Raw genomic sequence first — 16,457 nt, 5'->3', positions numbered from 1 at the left:
ATGGAGTTTTGTGTTTTAGAATTATTTAAAAAGCATTGTCCATTCATTTATCTCTTCATATCCTATATCGTGATATATTTTTCCTGCTATTTCATTATTATAAAAAAGACATGGTATTTTCCCTTCTGACAATAGTTCTTTACTTAAATTGTACACCATATAACTAGCAAGCCCTTTTTTTCTATGCTGTTTGTCTGTACTTACAGAAACTATCATTGCTAAAAAACTAGTTTCCATACCAGTTGATACAGTACTAATCATAGTATTATTATCTTTTATGAAATATGCTCTTACGTTACCTTCTTTTAAGTACTCTTTTCTTGCTTCTATGTAATTTGGACTTACCTTATATCCTGATTCATTTAAAAGTTTTCCTATTTCATCAATGTCTCTTTCATATGCCTTTTCTATCCTATATTCATTCATAGTAGAAAAATCCAGCTCTTTTATTTTCTTTAATATACAAAATTTATTATCCAATTTTTCATAAAAATCTTTGTATATACTCACTAGTCTATCTATTACACACTTTTTTCCACTTATACTTTCTATATCTAATCCTTTTATATGGCTTTTCATTTCTTCTACATCAAAATTATTTTCTAAACTATAGATTATAAGTGTTGACTTATTTTTTAATATTATAGAAGTTATACTTCCTTCTTTTGTCTGAGACCATACTTCTTGAGAATCAGAACTAAATCCATAGTTTTCAACATATCCAATTATAAATAAGTTTAAACTTTCTTCATGTGATACATATTGCCAGAATTTTTTTTCTAAAGTATTATCTATTTTTACAATCAAGTGTACATCCTCCTTTTGTGTTAATAATGATATACCTTATAATTTATAGTATCATTTAAAGTTATTAACTTCTACTAAATATTCTAAATTTTTGTAAATAATTTAAATTTGTAAATTTATAATTTTTTCAGAAAAATCAATCAGTGATTATATTATATTTTCTACTTTACAAAATTGAACTATATTTTTAAATTTCTATGCAATATGTTGGTATTTCTGTTTATATTCTTTTAATGCCTCATCCTAGGCTTCTTCTACTGAGATACCTCTCTTGGTTGCAATCCTTTGTGCTAATTCTATTATTCTCATAGCTTTTCTTGATATATTCATATATTTTCCTCCTCTAAATTATCATAAATTATTTTAAAATTATTTAATTTGTATCAAATATATTACTTACTTATATATTACTAACTATTTGTGTACTAAGTGTGAACTATATTAGAAGAAATTTAGAACTTAATAAAACACAAATTTTATATATACTTCATATAGATTTGTCATATTATAAAAACAGTGATATAATTTATTATCATTTTATGGAGGTGATATATTATAAAAATAAGAGATGAATATACATGCCCTCTTGAAATTGTACATGATATCATTAAAGGGAAATGGAAGACTATAATTGTATTCAAGTTGAGACAATGTAATAAAACATTCTCTAACTTAGAGCATAGTATAGATGGAATAAGTCAAAAAATGTTAATCCAACAATTAAAAGAACTTAGAGAATTTGGTATTGTTGATAAAATCAGTTCAACTGGATATCCATTACATACTGAATATTTCCTTACCAATCGTGGCAAAAAAATGCTCCAAGCTGTAGAGATAATGCAAGAAATAGGTATAGAATATATGCTTGAACATGGACAACAAGAATTTTTAGACAATAAAGGAATCTGTTATAATAAATAATTCTATACATACCAAAAAGTAAGTAATTTACATTTCATTTAGCAGTATTATAATTAAAATATAAAAGGAGGTATAAATATGTCTATAGCTTTAATTTTAATTGATATTCAAAATGATTATTTTAAAAATGGGAAATGTGAATTATTTAATACAGAAAAAACTGCTGAAAATGCTAAAAAAATACTGACACTCTTTAGAAAAAATAACTTACCAATTATTCATATACAGCATATATCAATGAGTTCAACTTCATCATTCTTTCTCCCTGACACTTATGGTGCAAAAATAAATAAAAATGTTTTTCCACTTGAGAATGAAGAAATTATCATTAAACATACACCAGATAGTTTTTTTAAAACACGTTTACAAAGTTGTCTTGAAGAAAAAAACATAGATAAATTAGTGATTTGTGGAATGATGAGTCATATGTGTATTGATACAAGTGTAAGAACAGCAAAGAAACTTGGATACGATATTACGCTTATAAGCGATGCTTGCACAACAAAAAATTTATTTTGGGATGACAAAGAGATTAATGCTGAAATTGTACATCAAGTATTTATGGCATCCTTACAATCTAGTTTTGCAGATATAAAAAATACAGACATTTTTTTGTCTAATTATTGTAAATAAAAATATTTACCATTATAAAGAGCAAACTTAATTAATTTAAGTTTGCTCTTCAATCATATAATCTTATATATCCCTTCTAGTATTTTTATATATATAAAATACTTTTTCTGATTTTAGATTTAGGTGCAACAATCATATAATTTTCAAATGTTACTATATCCACATAAAAAATGTAGTGTTATAGTATATATAATATTACATAAAAGGGGGTGCTAAATAGATGAATAATCATATACTTATTCAATTTGAATATATAGCAAGAATCATTATTGCTGGTTTATGTGGAGCTTTGATTGGATATGAAAGAAAGAATAGGCTAAAAGAAGCTGGAATCCGAACTCATTTTATAGTAGCACTAGGATCAGCACTTATAATCATTGTTTCTAAATATGGGTTTGATGATGTAGTAGGTACTCCAGGTATTGGTTTAGACCCTGCCCGTGTTGCAGCACAGGTTGTCAGTGGGATAGGTTTTTTAGGGGCTGGATTGATATTTATCAGAAATCAATCAGTGAGTGGACTTACTACAGCTGCTGGTATATGGGCGACAGCAGGTACAGGGCTTGCAATTGGTTGTGGATTATACTTACTTGGTATTGTTTCAAGCATTATTATCGTTATCACGCAAATACTACTTCATAGAGATAGGAAATGGATGAAACTCCCTACAGCAGAGCAGGTCTCTCTCAAAATTTCTAACAGCACTGATTCAATCTCATATATTGAAGAAAAATTTAAGCAGTCTAAAATTGAAATTATAAATATGAATATTAAACGCATTGATGGAGATTGGCTAGAAGTAATTATCTATACTAAATTACCCAAAGGATATAAAAAGACAAATCTGTTAAAGTTGTTTAGTGATAATCCTCTTATAGAATCTTTAGAGATATAATATAAAAAATAGACTAGCTAAACACTAGTCTATTTCTTTGTTACTAATAACATATTTTACAAGCTACATATCCATTTGCTTCTGCTTCTTCTCTACTCATTGAAATTGCACCTTCCATATTATGTGCAGTATGAGAAGAATGATATTTATTTGATTTAGATTTTCCTCCATTTGCATATACAGTTTCAGATGTTTTTTGGTTGTTTGGATTTGATTCTTCAGTTTTAGGATTTTGAACTTGAACGTTTTCAGTTGACTTATCGACACTTTCTTTATCAAGTTTTTCTGCTTTTTCCTTTTCTTCTTTTTCTTTCTGAGCTAACTCTAACTCCTCTTGTTTTTTCTTTTCTTCTAACTCTTTTTTCTTTTGTTTCTCTAAGTTATCTTTTTCTTCTTTTGCTTTTAATTCTTGTTTTTCTTCTACTTCCTTGTCTTTTGTATCCTGTTCTTCTTTTATTTTTATTTCTTGTTGCTCATTTAAGTTAGGTTCTGTTGCTACTTTGAACGTTGCTCCCCACCATACCCAATTGAACATTAAGAGTATAAACACTACAAATAGGCTTATAACAACTTTTAATGTTTTTACTATTTTATTACTATTTTTATTTACACTTTTTACTAAAAATAGAATAGACAATAATAATAATGTTAATGGTAATAATAAAATTCCTATAATAACAATTAATATCTTTTGCCAACTTTTTAATACTTTAAACTTCTCAAACATAAATTCCCCTCCAAAACATTAAGTTAACTACTTTATCATCCATGACTATCAATCTAATAAGATTTAAGTCTGATAAATATTGATGTTAATTTTTAATAATCCCTTAATTTTCATCCTATATCCCCCTGTTTATACATTATTAATTAAATTATATAGTAAACAAATAATAAATGTTGTCGAAAATCAAAATTATATATTGTTAATTGGGTATAAAGATAATTATTACTAATTTTCAATCTAAACACTATCTACTTATACTTTAACCAATATAAAACATAATTAAGACTTATTCTTATGTCACACATAGAATGGAAATGAAACAGTAAATATTTTAGAAGTTCTTAAAATACAATTTGCCACCGATTTTATAATAAAGTGGCAAATTGGTGGCAAATTTACATTTTTTTATGTTATTTATTGTCTAGTTTATTAAAATTTAGCTATTTATTTACAGGAACTTGAATTTCAGTTACAAATTCATCTACAATTCCAGTTTCATGTATATCTATTTTATATATCTCTATTGGCGCAGCATTTATTTTATAATTATTTTCTTCTATAAATCTAAATACTTTTTCCATATATATTTTATTATTAGAGTTACTTCCAGTATAATTTAATGTTACATAGTACCCCTCATCAAAAACTATATTATATATCTCCTCATTATCTTCCAAAAAACAAAATACAGACTTAAACTCATTAAAGATACCATTATTGATTGCTTCAATAGAAAAAGCAGAACCAATATTATTATTTCCAAGTATATTAAATCTGTCTTCATATTCTTTTTGAAGCTTTTGAATTAAGAAATCAAAATCCTCATCTCTTTCTATATCAGCATTTAATTCTAAGGCTTTTCTTTTTTCTATATATACAACTTCTATCTCATCTATTTTAGTATTTTGAATCACACTTTCAATTGAACTTAATCTTGTTATGATATTTTCCTTGTGACTTACAAGTTCAAGCATCTTTTTGTCAATTAAATCAAGTTCTTCATTTAATATAGTTTTTGTAGATTCTATACTTCTATCGTCTAAATATTCTTTTATCTTTTTCATTGGAAAATTCAAACTTCTAAATTCTTTTATCAAATTCAATTTCCATATATCAGATATATTATACATTCTATATCCATTGGTATCTCTAAATGGTTTTAGAATTCCTATTTCTTCATAGTACATTAAAGAATCTCTTCCTATACCATATATTTTAGATATTTCTCCTATTTTATAATAATCTTTCATTTATATATAAAGACCTCCATAATTATATTTTTTCTTAAAAATAAATAACTCGTCTATTTCCCTAATTCTATTTTAGAATATACTAAAAAATCGTCTAAAACAAGTTTTCAAAAATAAATTGTATTTTGTTAACTATCTAAATATATCTATATTTTGTTCATTATTCTATTATAATATTGATTATGATGTTTCTGACTCTACGCTTTTCAAAAGATATATTTGACTTTGTATTTACACCTATGCCATTATGTTTTTATATGATATTTTTTATTTCCAAAATACCCCTTTATAAATTTAATAATATTGATATATTATTTCAGTATATTGTTCAAATATTAATTAACATTTAAATATTTTTAGTATAAACACAGTTAGTATCAAAAAATCAAAGTATCTTATGGAGGAATGCTATGCCAAATTATGATTATATAAAAATGTTAAATAAAAAAGTAGAACTATTGTCTAAAGATTTAGAGAAAAGAAATTGTAAATTAAAAGTCTCAAACGAAATAGATTTTTTTACTAAAATGCCAAATAGAAAATGTATATATCAATATATTGATAATTGTATTTCAAAAAATACTTCTATTGGAATTATGTTATTAAATATTGATAATTTTAAATTATTCAATGATATATACGGATACCTAGTTGGAGAAAATTTATTAATTAATCTCATTCAAAAACTATTGTATTATGTTCCAGAATCTAAAGGAATAGTTGGCCATTTAAAAGGAGAAGGATTTTTGATTGCTATCCCAAATATATCAAAGGAAAAATTAGATGATATGGGAACATCTATTATAAAATCTGCTAGGGAATTAAAAATACAACTTCCTAATGAAAAAGAAGTCTATTCTAATGTTACATTTAGTATTGGTAGTACAGTTTGGAATGGTAAATCAGATGTAACTACTTTAATACTTTTAAATCAAGTATATAGTGCTTTAAAAAAAGCTAAAAGTGAAGGTAAAAATAGATACATTTCATTTGATTTTAATGATAATAATTTTTATAATAAATTAGAAAGTGATAAAGAATTTTTATCAGAAATATCATATGCTTTATTGGATAAACAAATTGAGGTATTTTACCAACCACTTTATAACATAAAAAGTAATACTATAGTTGGATGTGAAGCACTTGCACGCTGGAGACATCCTCTTAAAGGGCTTCTCACTCCAGATAAATTTATATCTTTATTTGAACACTCTGGACTTATAATAGAATTAGATTTATATTTATTTGAAGAAAACTGTAGAAATATAAGAAGATGGATTGATAACAATGATGTGTTTGTATCAATTTGTTGTAATTTTTCTCGTCTTCACTTTTTTAACCCTAATTTTCCAAGTACTTTAAAAAATATTACTGAGAAATACAGTATATCTACATCAAATTTTAGCATTGAAATTACAGAAAATATATTAATAGAAGATACAAATACAATTATTCAACAACTAAACGAATTACGTTCTTTTGGTTTTTCTGTATCAATAGATGATTTTGGCTCTGGATATTCATCCTTTGGTATGTTGCAAAATCTCCCTTTGGATATAATAAAAATTGATAAAATATTTTTATCCCATGACTTAAATGATTTTAAAAATACAACAATTTTGTATTCTATAATAAATATTGCAAGAGCTCTTGGTATGCTTACAGTATGTGAAGGTGTTGAAACAAAACAACAAGTAGAGTTTATCAAAAGCATAAACTGTGACATTGCTCAAGGTTTTTATTATGCAAAACCTATGGAATGTAAGCAATTTGAAAGGTTACTATCTAAAAAAAATACTTCAGATAAAATGTTTATCAAATATTCTGATATAGGAAAATCTTTAATAGAAAAAATCTTTGATGCATTTTTTATTATGCAAGATATGCAAAAACTAAGAGCAAATGTTATTGAAAATATTAAATGGTTTGATTTTTATAACAAAAAAGAACTTATATCTTTTTCTGAGGTGATAGAACACTTTGAAAAACATATCAAAGGTAAAAAATTTTCTATTCTTTATAAAAGTATAACTCCACATGATGTTGGTTCAGATTCATTACTAATTAGTGGAGAAGCTGTTTTATCTGATGAAACTACTGATTATCAAAAATATAGTAATTTCTATTTTAGTGCAAATTGTATTATTTCAGAAAATAAATTAATCTTAACAAAAATACATTTAGATTTAATTAAAACTGCTGGTTATATAAATGAATTTGAATCATATTCAATACCTAAAATGACAAACACTCATCTCGATGAAAGTAGTACTTTATCACAATTTTATTCAATGCTACCTGTAGGTATCATTCGCTATGATTTACTTGGTGATATGATTATTACATATATGAATGAGGAAATGTTTGATATTATAGGTTATACAAAAGAACAATTTTTTGGTGAAATGAGTGGCAACTTAAGAGCAATTGTTCATCCAGATGATTTAGATTTTGTTTATAAAAAAAGTTTAGAAATGATTGACACAAATAATATTAATCCTTTTTTATACAGATTTATAAAACGTAATGGTCAGATTGTTACAGTTATGTATAAACAATGTAATCTTTCTGCAATTGATGGAAGATCTATTGCACAAGGTATGTATATAGATGTTGATAAAATAAAAAATTTAATAGATATTTAATTTTAACTGTCTCAACTATAAATAAATTACAAATACTGTTATAGATTTATTAAATTAAAATTCCAATTTATGTATAATTAATAACAATCGTTCGACAAATTGATGATAAAATTCCCACTATGTGCTATAAGTTAATATATAATGCAATAAAATTAATTTAAATTTAAGGCACTAAGCTATTTAGAGTAACTATTTTTGATTTATTTGTGTTTTTATAATAAAATCATTTGATGCTATAAATCAGAGTTAACATAGATAAAATAAGTTTTTATATAAAAAACCTACTTTTACTTAAAATATTGCATAAATTTTTCTTATTTCATAGAAATGTCATAGTTCAACAAAGTTTTCTAATTTAAAAGCATTAATGTATAATATAATTAATTTATATAATATTAAGAAAGGGGAATATCATGAGCACACTCTCAAAAAAAGCACCTGAATTGGTAAGACATATTTTAATGAGTTTTTATGTAAATCGAGATATTAATGAGGTATTAAGATATCTGTCAAAAGATATTACTTGGATTGGTCCAGGGGAACAAGAGTTTCTCACTTCTTTTAATGAAATAAAAGACTATTTTTATGCTGGTCAAAATGAAGTCCCTTCTTGTGATATGAATAATGAAACATTTGAAGTTGTAAGTGAAGATAAATATAGATGTATTGTAGTAGGAAAATATACTATTCGTACTAAAGAAAATGACCAAATGATTTTAGAGGTGTGTCAGCGTTGTACATTTGAAATAATTGAAAATAATGGACAGTTATTGGTGAGACATATGCATATATCAAATCCATATAGTGAAATGCAAGTTGATGAATTCTTCCCTAATAAAATAGGAACACAAAGTTATGATTATTTGCAAAGATTACTAAAGGAAAAAACAGAAGTAATTGAAATGATTACCAATAATATCAATGGTGGATTAAAAGGAAGTAATGATGATGATACATATTCATTCTTCTATGTCAATGAAGGATTACCCAAAATATTAGGATATACATACGATGAGTTTATTGAAATGAGTGGTGGCTCTGCAGTAGGTGCTGTATACCCACCAGATTTACCTAAAGCACTAGAAGATTGCCAACGTTGTTTTGCAAAAGGCACTACCTATTCATCTGAATATAGAATACGTAAAAAAGATGGAACATTAATGTGGGTATTAGACTCTGGAATGAAATCCTTAAATAGTGATGGTATCGTAAAAATTAATAGCATTATTACAGATATCACTCAACTAAAAAATATAGAGTCTGAATTAAAGTTAGAGAGAGAACGCTATCGCATTGCTTTACAAAACATTACAGATATTATGTTTGAATATGACATTGAAAACGATAACTTTATGATATATCAACGAGTTGAAATAGACCGAAAAATTGAACTAGAAAATTTTGAAACGAAAAATTATTCTAACATATTGAAAGATGGAAAAAGCATTCATCTTGATGATATTGGTAAATTATTAGAAGTACTTCGCGGAAATCTTCGTGAAACAATTGAAATACGACAGTTAGAATCATTAACTAAAGATGAATGGAGATGGATTCGTGTTCAATGTTCAGTTATTTATGATGGTGATCATAATCCAATCAAAACAATTGGTGTTTTGAAAGATATAACTGAAGACAAATCTAAATTAGAAAAATTAATTGCTCAAACTCAACGAGATCCATTAACACAGCTTTATAATCAAAAAGCATCAGAAAATTTTATAGATGAGTATCTTAACAATACTAAACAAAAAAATAGTGAAGCTTTAATGGTCATTGACATTGATGACTTTAAAACTGTAAATGATTCTTTTGGACATTTGGAAGGAAATGAAGTTTTAGTTGCTGTTTCAAAAATATTAATGCAAAATGCAGATGATAAGGATATAGTTGCTCGTATTGGCGGAGATGAGTTTATGATATTTATGAAATCGTTGACAAAGGATTTTGTAATAAAAAGTATTAATGATATTTTAACTGATGTAAGCAAAATAAAAGTAAAAAACAATCATCAAATAACATTAAGTATTGGTATCGCTTTTGCTACAGATTCAAGTAAATCATATAAAAACTTATTTTCTAAAGCAGATGAAGCTTTGTATTTAGCAAAAGCAAGTGGTAAAAATTGTTACAGAATATGTGAATAATATATTTATTTAACATATTCCATATTAATATAAATATAATTTATAAGACATATACTTTTATAAATGCTATAATGAAGCACTGTAAACAGTAAATTCTTCCCAAGTTAAATTATTACAATCAATATAATTTTTAATAATTCAACTTCTTTACTATATGCTCCAATCCTCTAACTACTACTTATATATTAAACTTTCTGAGGTTAACATATAGACCTCTTTACTGATTTTTATACTATCTTTTAATCTTATACATATTTTATATATAACGAAATATTTTTGTATAAAAACATTTCGTTATATATAAGTTTCTAATTTTATAATCAATAATATAAGTTAAAATATTTGTCAATTTAATAAGATGTATTTTTAATTTGTGTTATTGTTTATAAGTCATCTCGATGATATACTGAAATTATTTAAAACATCTTTCATATGCTTAAAGAATAAAAATACTATGAAAACAAAAAATTTAAAGAATATCCCCCTTTTACTGACAGTTTTTTCTTGGCATCAAAAGATGGAAATGCGATTTTTCCAAATGTCAAAAAACTTGATATTTCAGGAAGGCACTACTTTAAATCAATTAATAAACTTAAAATACCTCTAAGTCTAGAATCTGAATCAACATTTATAGTATATTCAAGTTGTAGTGCTAAGTTTACCCATTTACCCAAATATCTAAATCTATTGTTAACTCTTTTTCATACTTTTTACAATTTTTTAGTTTTTCTACTTCCACTTCAAGTAAATTGGATAAAATATTTTCATTGATGCTATCTTCATTGATTAATTTATTAAGTAAATGTTCTATATAATTACTATCTATCTTTTTTATTTCCATAAAAATTAGCCCTTCTAAATAAAATTTTATTAATTTATTTTTGTTATATTATATTTGAAGTTAAATCAATTTGTATTTGTAATTTTTTAGACACTCTTTATACTTATACTACTGCTATACTTTGATTAGGAAAATTAAATATAATATAATTTTGCGATTATTTAAAAAAAGTCATATCTTAAAGGAGGTTTTTCTATTGAAGTTAAAAGAAAAATGGATTGATTTATTAAACCCAAAATATATTGAAAACGAGGAAAAAAGAAATAAAATACAGATTATAATATTTTTTTCTATAACTTTTGGTTTAACTTATTTATTAGGTTTTCTATTATATTTCAATAAGTTTATTGACCCAGAAAATTTTGGATTATTTATGATGATATTGCCCTTATCCTCAGTTGCAATCGCAAAATTTTATACAGAAGGAGTGACTAATGATAAATATAAATTTTATTCATTAATAATATTATTTTTTCTAATTTACTTATTTTTACTTATTATTGAATTATTAAACTTAATAAATAATCAGCAATTTCAATCATTAAATACTATATTGGTTATTATAAGTAGTTTATCTATCATTCTTTATTCTGACAGTATAAAAGATTTGTCTCCTATAAAAAATATTAAAGTGGGTTGTTTACTAATTTTTTATTTCATATTTTCCAAAATTATTCCAGAATCACTTAGCCTGATAATACAAGGAAATCAACCTAACTATGAAGGTATTTTTAATTATATATTCTCTTCTATGATGTTATTCTTCTCTATATACCCTTTTTTTGGTGAAGAATATGGTTGGAGAGGATTTTTGCAAGATATATTTTTTGATAGATTTGGTAAAAAAATTGGTATTCTAGCACTAAGTATGTGTTGGAGTTTGTGGCATTTACCTCTAATATTTACATTATATACACCCGAAACACCAGTATTAGGCTTAATAACTCGCTCAATATATATATTTGGAATTTCAATATTTTTAGGATATGTATACATGAAGACTAAAAATGTATGGTTTTGTGCTATAATCCACGCTTTAAATAATACATCTTTTCTTATATCAGGTTCTAGTATTACCTATTGTTCAACTATTACTTATTCTGATATATTAGAAATATCCATACTTATTTTAATTTTTTATGTTCCATTTCTATTTACAAAAGAATATAAGCAAAACATATAAAAATTATTATGTAAAGGAGATATACTATATGAACTTTTGGAATACCTATCTTATATTTATTGGAATAGGAATTATAATATTAACTACAATAATATACTTAATTAAATATAAAATTATTTTTTGTAGTGAAAAATATTTTAATAAATTAGAATCAATGTATGGAAATATAGATAAAAAAAGAATTGTTAAGTTGGAAGTACTTTATCGTTATGTAATAGGACTTGAGTACATAGTTATAGGTTTATTCATAAGAAAATTAGATGTTGCAATAATAGCATTAATATTAGTATCTATTATAACAATAGTATCCTATTATCTAGTCAGAAAGAAATATATAACTGTATAAATTATTTATAATAAAATGCTAATATAAGTGATAATCAAAAGAAGGTGATATGATTACTCTATCACCTTTTGCTTAGTCTAATATTGTATGATTTCATCCTGTTTTTGTTAACTAACTCTATTTTTATATAAAATCGTTCAACAAATTGCTGATATAAACTCTTAAATATGCTATAAATTAAAGTATATTATTTACAGAATGTAGATGGACTAAGGAAGGATTTTTAATATGCCTAAATCTAATAATGAGATATATAATATGGATGAATTGAAAAAATTCATAAAGAGGAAATAATTGATATAGAAAATATTATGATTATAGTTTTAAATTTTATAATAATATGAAAGAAATGAACTCTATTGAAAATATAAGAAAAGGCTAGAATTAAGTCATCCTTGAAATCTAAAAATAACCCTGTAACCTCATTTTATATTACTTTGTATGTAGCATTTTTAACAACCTTCTTTGTAATTATAATTAGTAAATTAAAAATATACTTTATTATCATTGAAAGTTTTATCTTGATTTTCTTTATTCTTATTCTAGGTAAAGCAAATAAAAAATCAATAGAGTTTAAAGAATACCAGATATATTGCATGACTTCATTACAAATGTTGGATGACATGGAAAATAAAAAATTTATAGAAAGAAAATATATAAAAAGAAGGTAACAAATAACTCTAGTTGCTACCTTCTAACCATCAATTCTTAAGTTTTGATATACTAAAATTTTCAACTTGAGACTTAAATAACTGCTCAATCTCGTCAATTATACTTTGTATCTTATTTTCATGTTCTAAATCATAATATATATTTATCTCACCGATGCTATTTATACTTATAGAATATTCTTTTCTTTCTATTATACATATGCTTCCACAATCTGATAAATCATTCTTGTATATTGATTTTAATTGTCTTTTTATCTTGAGAAAGTCTATCGCTGGATAAATATTATTTGGATAAAAACTCTTATCATTTATTAACATCTTATCCACCCCTTATCATTCTATTTATTAAATTTATACCTTAATCAAAATCATATTAAACATATTTTCCATATTTTTCATAATTATTTATAATAAAATATTAAATCTATAATTTGGCTTTTACAAACTCTCTAGCCTTATCCATTGTAGACCACACATCATTGTCATATATCTGAGTGAATTTTTTTCCTATAATCTTACTCATTTCTTTTATTTTATTGCAAGTTACTCCACCAATTACATACAGATTTTGTGTTTAATGTGGCTTATAGGCTTCTATATCTGTAACTAGATAACTTTCTTTTACTCTCTTGTAATATAGTCCTAAAATGTCTGCTGATACTTTATCATCACCACTATAAACAATTGTTTATACATTTGCTTCACATCATTATTTACAATACTCTTATTTAATATACCTTCTACAATTAACTTGGCCATACTTTCATATCCAAGTTTTTTAGTTCTCTAATAATCTTCTTTATTGTCACAGAAAAAACTTTCAATTAACATTGCTGTAGGCTTTGAATCATTTAAAATATATCCACTAATATTGGTGCAACTCCAAGCAAAATAAATAATTCAAATTCTAAGTTTTATACAAAACAAGAAGCACAATTGTTATTAGAAAAATAGAAAAATATCCTTATAGGTATACCAATTTTTCTGATGCTAACTCTTGGATTGCATTTTGGTAAAGCTGTATCACTTAGATGGTCAGTTAAAATACTTTTTTTCTATTTGTCAGTTAAATGTCAGTAATATAGATAATACAATTTACTTATAAAACATTTAAAATCACTATTGTTTAATAAAATTTATAATTATTTGCTATTTGCTGTTGACATTGGTACTATACTATAGTTTATCATCTATATTAGTAATAAATAAAATTATTAATTAATAGTTTCATAATTTTTATAATAGCTTTACAAGGAGTGATAATAAATGGATACAAAAATATCTATAGACGAAAACATAAGTTTGGGCAAAAGGTTTTTTAAATACTTAGCTCCATCTGTAGTTGCAATGTGGGTTTTCTCATTATATACAATGGTTGATGGAATATTTGTAAGTAAAGGAGTTGGAGAATTAGCCTTAGCTGCTGTTAATATATCTATGCCTTTTATTAATTTTATATTTGCGGTTTCTTTGTTATTTTCAACTGGTGCATCTACTATAATCGCAATTTATCTAGGAAAAAAAGATATCAAATCTGCAAATGAAGTTTTTTCATTTAATTTAGTATCAATAATTATACTATCATTAATTATATTGGCAGTAACCTTTTTTAACTTAGATAGATTGGCATTATTTTTAGGTGCCACAGAATCTACAATTGGTATGGTTAAAGACTACCTAGGAATAATAATATTTTTTAATGGTTTCTTTATAGTTTCCTATTCTTTAGAAGTTATAATAAAAACTGATGGATTCCCAATATTGGCTACTGTTGGTGTTATAATATCAGCCCTTACAAACATCATACTAGATTATTTATTTGTAATAGAGTTTGGATGGGGTGTAAAGGGTGCTGGTATTGCGACTGGTTTGTCTCAAGTTTTTTCTACTGTTTTTTTCTTAATACACTTTTTTAGAAAAAACTCAACTTTGAATTTTTCTAAATTTAAGGTTAATTTTAAGACACTTAGAAAAATTCTCTTTATAGGTTTCCCTGATTCAACTACTGAATTAAGCTGCGGTATAGTTGTTTTACTTTTTAACTTGAGTCTTACTAAATATATAGGAGAAAATGCGCTTATTTATTATAGTGTTATAAACTATATAAACACATTGGTTCTTATGACTATGATGGGTATCACTCAGGGTATGCAACCACTTACTAGTTTTTATTATGGTGCAGGAAACATAGATAATGTAAAGAAATTATTGAAGATGGGTGTAAAAGCTACAATAATAGCTTCAATAGCTGTATTTGCAATCTGTATGACTTTTTCAGAACCAATAGTTTCTCTGTTTATTCACCCAGAAGAGACTATATTATTCAATGAAGGAGTTCGTGTATTTAAAATATTCTCTATATCATTCTTATTAGTTGGATTTAATGTAATAATTTCAGGATTCTTTGTTTCAGTAGAAAAACCATCAATTTCTACAGTTATATCTCTTGGTAGAGGTCTTATAATCGTCTCTCTAAGTTTAATTGTAATGATACTAATGTTTGGTGGTCAAGGAATATGGATGACTACTATTGTTTCTGAATTTATATGCCTTATTGCATCAATAATTTTCTTAAAGAAGAATTTTTCTACATTAGATTCTAGTCTAAAAAAAATAGCTTAAACAAAAGTAGCAGTAATAATATATAAAATACAGAATACCTATTATACAATCTTGCAAACGTCAATACTTTGCATACATTAAGATTGTATAATAGGTATTTTATTTATGTACTTATTTTATTTCTAAATAACCATAACCATCTTTTATTACATTTCCTTTTACTTCATATTCTACAGGAGTTCTAAATACTGGCCCATCTACTACAAATGTATGATATTCTCCATGCTCTCCACATGGGTCTGAGCCTGTTTCTTTTATCTTTTTCACAAGTTCTCTGGTTAATTTTTTTCCTAGAAATTCCTCTCCTAAATGCTTTAAGTTTACTTTTGTTATGACACTACAAAATCCACTATCTATAAATTCATATACCAATTCCTCTCTACTTTCTTGCCACAATGGTAGTTCTACCTTCATACCAACTGCATCACATCTGTCAGAGTCCCACTTTTTGTGACTTTCTATATCTATATCTCCATATGCACATATTGTTGCTCCCATGTTTTTAGCTTTTATTAAAGCTCTCTCAAAACTCTCTTCATACCCTTCTACTCCACATTCAGCAACTAACAAAGGTAGTCCAATACTATCACTTACTTGTTTAAGCATCTTATGCTCTAAGTTATGAGTCCATGATTTTCCATGTTCTTCACTTATAGTTGTCAAGAGTGCCACAGGCTTATATCCTTTTTCCAACATTCTATTTAATGCTAATATACTATCTTTACCACCACTAAATGACATTACAAATTTTTCATCAGCCATTCCTAAC

The 16,457-nt window shown here is 25.2% G+C and carries 14 protein-coding genes; 8 read left to right on the top strand and 6 right to left on the bottom strand.

Annotation, left to right across the window (positions count from 1 at the left end):
• Nucleotides 1-21: 21 nt before the first annotated feature.
• Nucleotides 22-807 carry a GNAT family N-acetyltransferase gene (locus IC173_RS01840; RefSeq protein WP_227836039.1) on the bottom strand — a complete coding sequence of 262 codons (786 nt, stop codon included), beginning with the start codon at nucleotides 805-807 and terminating at the stop codon, nucleotides 22-24.
• Between the two features lie 642 nt (nucleotides 808-1,449).
• Between IC173_RS01840 and IC173_RS01835 the strand changes: the two genes are divergently transcribed.
• From IC173_RS01835 to IC173_RS01825, 3 genes are all read left to right on the top strand, one after another.
• The gene (locus IC173_RS01835) at nucleotides 1,450-1,728 is read left to right on the top strand and encodes a winged helix-turn-helix transcriptional regulator (RefSeq protein WP_413926667.1); all 279 of its coding nucleotides are present in this window, start codon (nucleotides 1,450-1,452) and stop codon (nucleotides 1,726-1,728) included.
• A 78-nt stretch (nucleotides 1,729-1,806) separates the two neighbouring features.
• Entirely contained in the window at nucleotides 1,807-2,361 is a 555-nt protein-coding gene (locus IC173_RS01830; RefSeq protein WP_227823704.1) for a cysteine hydrolase family protein, read from the top strand.
• Between the two features lie 220 nt (nucleotides 2,362-2,581).
• Nucleotides 2,582-3,256 carry an MgtC/SapB family protein gene (locus IC173_RS01825; RefSeq protein ID WP_227432770.1) on the top strand — a complete coding sequence of 225 codons (675 nt, stop codon included), beginning with the start codon at nucleotides 2,582-2,584 and terminating at the stop codon, nucleotides 3,254-3,256.
• Between the two features lie 43 nt (nucleotides 3,257-3,299).
• Here the strand turns inward: IC173_RS01825 and IC173_RS01820 are convergent, their stop codons facing one another.
• Nucleotides 3,300-3,983, bottom strand: coding sequence for a hypothetical protein (locus IC173_RS01820; RefSeq protein ID WP_227855083.1), 684 nt, complete (start codon nucleotides 3,981-3,983; stop codon nucleotides 3,300-3,302).
• A gap of 440 nt (nucleotides 3,984-4,423) precedes the next feature.
• Nucleotides 4,424-5,233, bottom strand: a complete 810-nt coding sequence (locus IC173_RS01815) for a MerR family transcriptional regulator (RefSeq protein WP_227432767.1) — start codon at nucleotides 5,231-5,233, stop codon at nucleotides 4,424-4,426.
• A gap of 410 nt (nucleotides 5,234-5,643) precedes the next feature.
• Between IC173_RS01815 and IC173_RS01810 the strand changes: the two genes are divergently transcribed.
• Together IC173_RS01810 and IC173_RS01805 are read left to right on the top strand one after the other, a co-directional pair.
• Nucleotides 5,644-7,878, top strand: a complete 2,235-nt coding sequence (locus IC173_RS01810) for an EAL domain-containing protein (RefSeq protein ID WP_227432765.1) — start codon at nucleotides 5,644-5,646, stop codon at nucleotides 7,876-7,878.
• Nucleotides 7,879-8,291: 413 nt separating this feature from the next.
• Nucleotides 8,292-10,025: a sensor domain-containing diguanylate cyclase gene (locus IC173_RS01805; RefSeq protein WP_227432764.1), complete on the top strand. Its 1,734-nt coding sequence runs from the start codon at nucleotides 8,292-8,294 to the stop codon at nucleotides 10,023-10,025.
• 658 nt (nucleotides 10,026-10,683) lie between these two features.
• Here IC173_RS01805 and IC173_RS01800 read toward each other — a convergent pair.
• The gene (locus IC173_RS01800; protein WP_227855082.1) at nucleotides 10,684-10,866 is read right to left on the bottom strand and encodes a hypothetical protein; all 183 of its coding nucleotides are present in this window, start codon (nucleotides 10,864-10,866) and stop codon (nucleotides 10,684-10,686) included.
• A 196-nt stretch (nucleotides 10,867-11,062) separates the two neighbouring features.
• Between IC173_RS01800 and IC173_RS01795 the strand changes: the two genes are divergently transcribed.
• Entirely contained in the window at nucleotides 11,063-12,049 is a 987-nt protein-coding gene (locus tag IC173_RS01795; protein ID WP_227855081.1) for a CPBP family intramembrane glutamic endopeptidase, read from the top strand.
• Between the two features lie 28 nt (nucleotides 12,050-12,077).
• Complete coding sequence (locus IC173_RS01790; RefSeq protein WP_227482290.1) at nucleotides 12,078-12,395, top strand: hypothetical protein; 318 nt, start codon at nucleotides 12,078-12,080, stop codon at nucleotides 12,393-12,395.
• Nucleotides 12,396-13,096: 701 nt separating this feature from the next.
• Here IC173_RS01790 and IC173_RS01785 read toward each other — a convergent pair.
• Nucleotides 13,097-13,384, bottom strand: coding sequence for a hypothetical protein (locus IC173_RS01785; RefSeq protein ID WP_227482289.1), 288 nt, complete (start codon nucleotides 13,382-13,384; stop codon nucleotides 13,097-13,099).
• Nucleotides 13,385-14,332: 948 nt separating this feature from the next.
• Between IC173_RS01785 and IC173_RS01780 the strand changes: the two genes are divergently transcribed.
• Nucleotides 14,333-15,688 carry an MATE family efflux transporter gene (locus tag IC173_RS01780; protein ID WP_227434323.1) on the top strand — a complete coding sequence of 452 codons (1,356 nt, stop codon included), beginning with the start codon at nucleotides 14,333-14,335 and terminating at the stop codon, nucleotides 15,686-15,688.
• A gap of 111 nt (nucleotides 15,689-15,799) precedes the next feature.
• On the opposite strand, the gene IC173_RS01775 is transcribed toward IC173_RS01780, so the two are convergent.
• Nucleotides 15,800-16,450 carry a diphthine--ammonia ligase gene (locus IC173_RS01775; protein ID WP_227434322.1) on the bottom strand — a complete coding sequence of 217 codons (651 nt, stop codon included), beginning with the start codon at nucleotides 16,448-16,450 and terminating at the stop codon, nucleotides 15,800-15,802.
• Nucleotides 16,451-16,457: the final 7 nt, after the last annotated feature.

Origin of the sequence: Clostridioides sp. ES-S-0048-02, assembly GCF_020658495.1 — a bacterium.
GTDB lineage: Bacteria > Bacillota > Clostridia > Peptostreptococcales > Peptostreptococcaceae > Clostridioides.
The sequence above is the reverse complement of the archived record's forward strand: the minus strand, read 5'-3'. Positions and strand labels throughout refer to the sequence as shown.

Excerpts from the sequence above, each read along its gene's own strand:
- IC173_RS01790 (WP_227482290.1), top strand. The coding sequence starts at position 12,078 with ATGAACTTTTGGAATACCTATCTTATATTTATTGGAATAGGAATTATA.
- IC173_RS01780 (WP_227434323.1), top strand. The coding sequence starts at position 14,333 with ATGGATACAAAAATATCTATAGACGAAAACATAAGTTTGGGCAAAAGG.
- IC173_RS01775 (WP_227434322.1), bottom strand. The coding sequence starts at position 16,450 with ATGGCTGATGAAAAATTTGTAATGTCATTTAGTGGTGGTAAAGATAGT.
- IC173_RS01800 (WP_227855082.1), bottom strand. The coding sequence starts at position 10,866 with ATGGAAATAAAAAAGATAGATAGTAATTATATAGAACATTTACTTAAT.
- IC173_RS01810 (WP_227432765.1), top strand. The coding sequence starts at position 5,644 with ATGCCAAATTATGATTATATAAAAATGTTAAATAAAAAAGTAGAACTA.
- IC173_RS01805 (WP_227432764.1), top strand. The coding sequence starts at position 8,292 with ATGAGCACACTCTCAAAAAAAGCACCTGAATTGGTAAGACATATTTTA.
- IC173_RS01785 (WP_227482289.1), bottom strand. The coding sequence starts at position 13,384 with ATGTTAATAAATGATAAGAGTTTTTATCCAAATAATATTTATCCAGCG.
- IC173_RS01825 (WP_227432770.1), top strand. The coding sequence starts at position 2,582 with ATGAATAATCATATACTTATTCAATTTGAATATATAGCAAGAATCATT.
- IC173_RS01815 (WP_227432767.1), bottom strand. The coding sequence starts at position 5,233 with ATGAAAGATTATTATAAAATAGGAGAAATATCTAAAATATATGGTATA.
- IC173_RS01820 (WP_227855083.1), bottom strand. The coding sequence starts at position 3,983 with ATGTTTGAGAAGTTTAAAGTATTAAAAAGTTGGCAAAAGATATTAATT.
- IC173_RS01830 (WP_227823704.1), top strand. The coding sequence starts at position 1,807 with ATGTCTATAGCTTTAATTTTAATTGATATTCAAAATGATTATTTTAAA.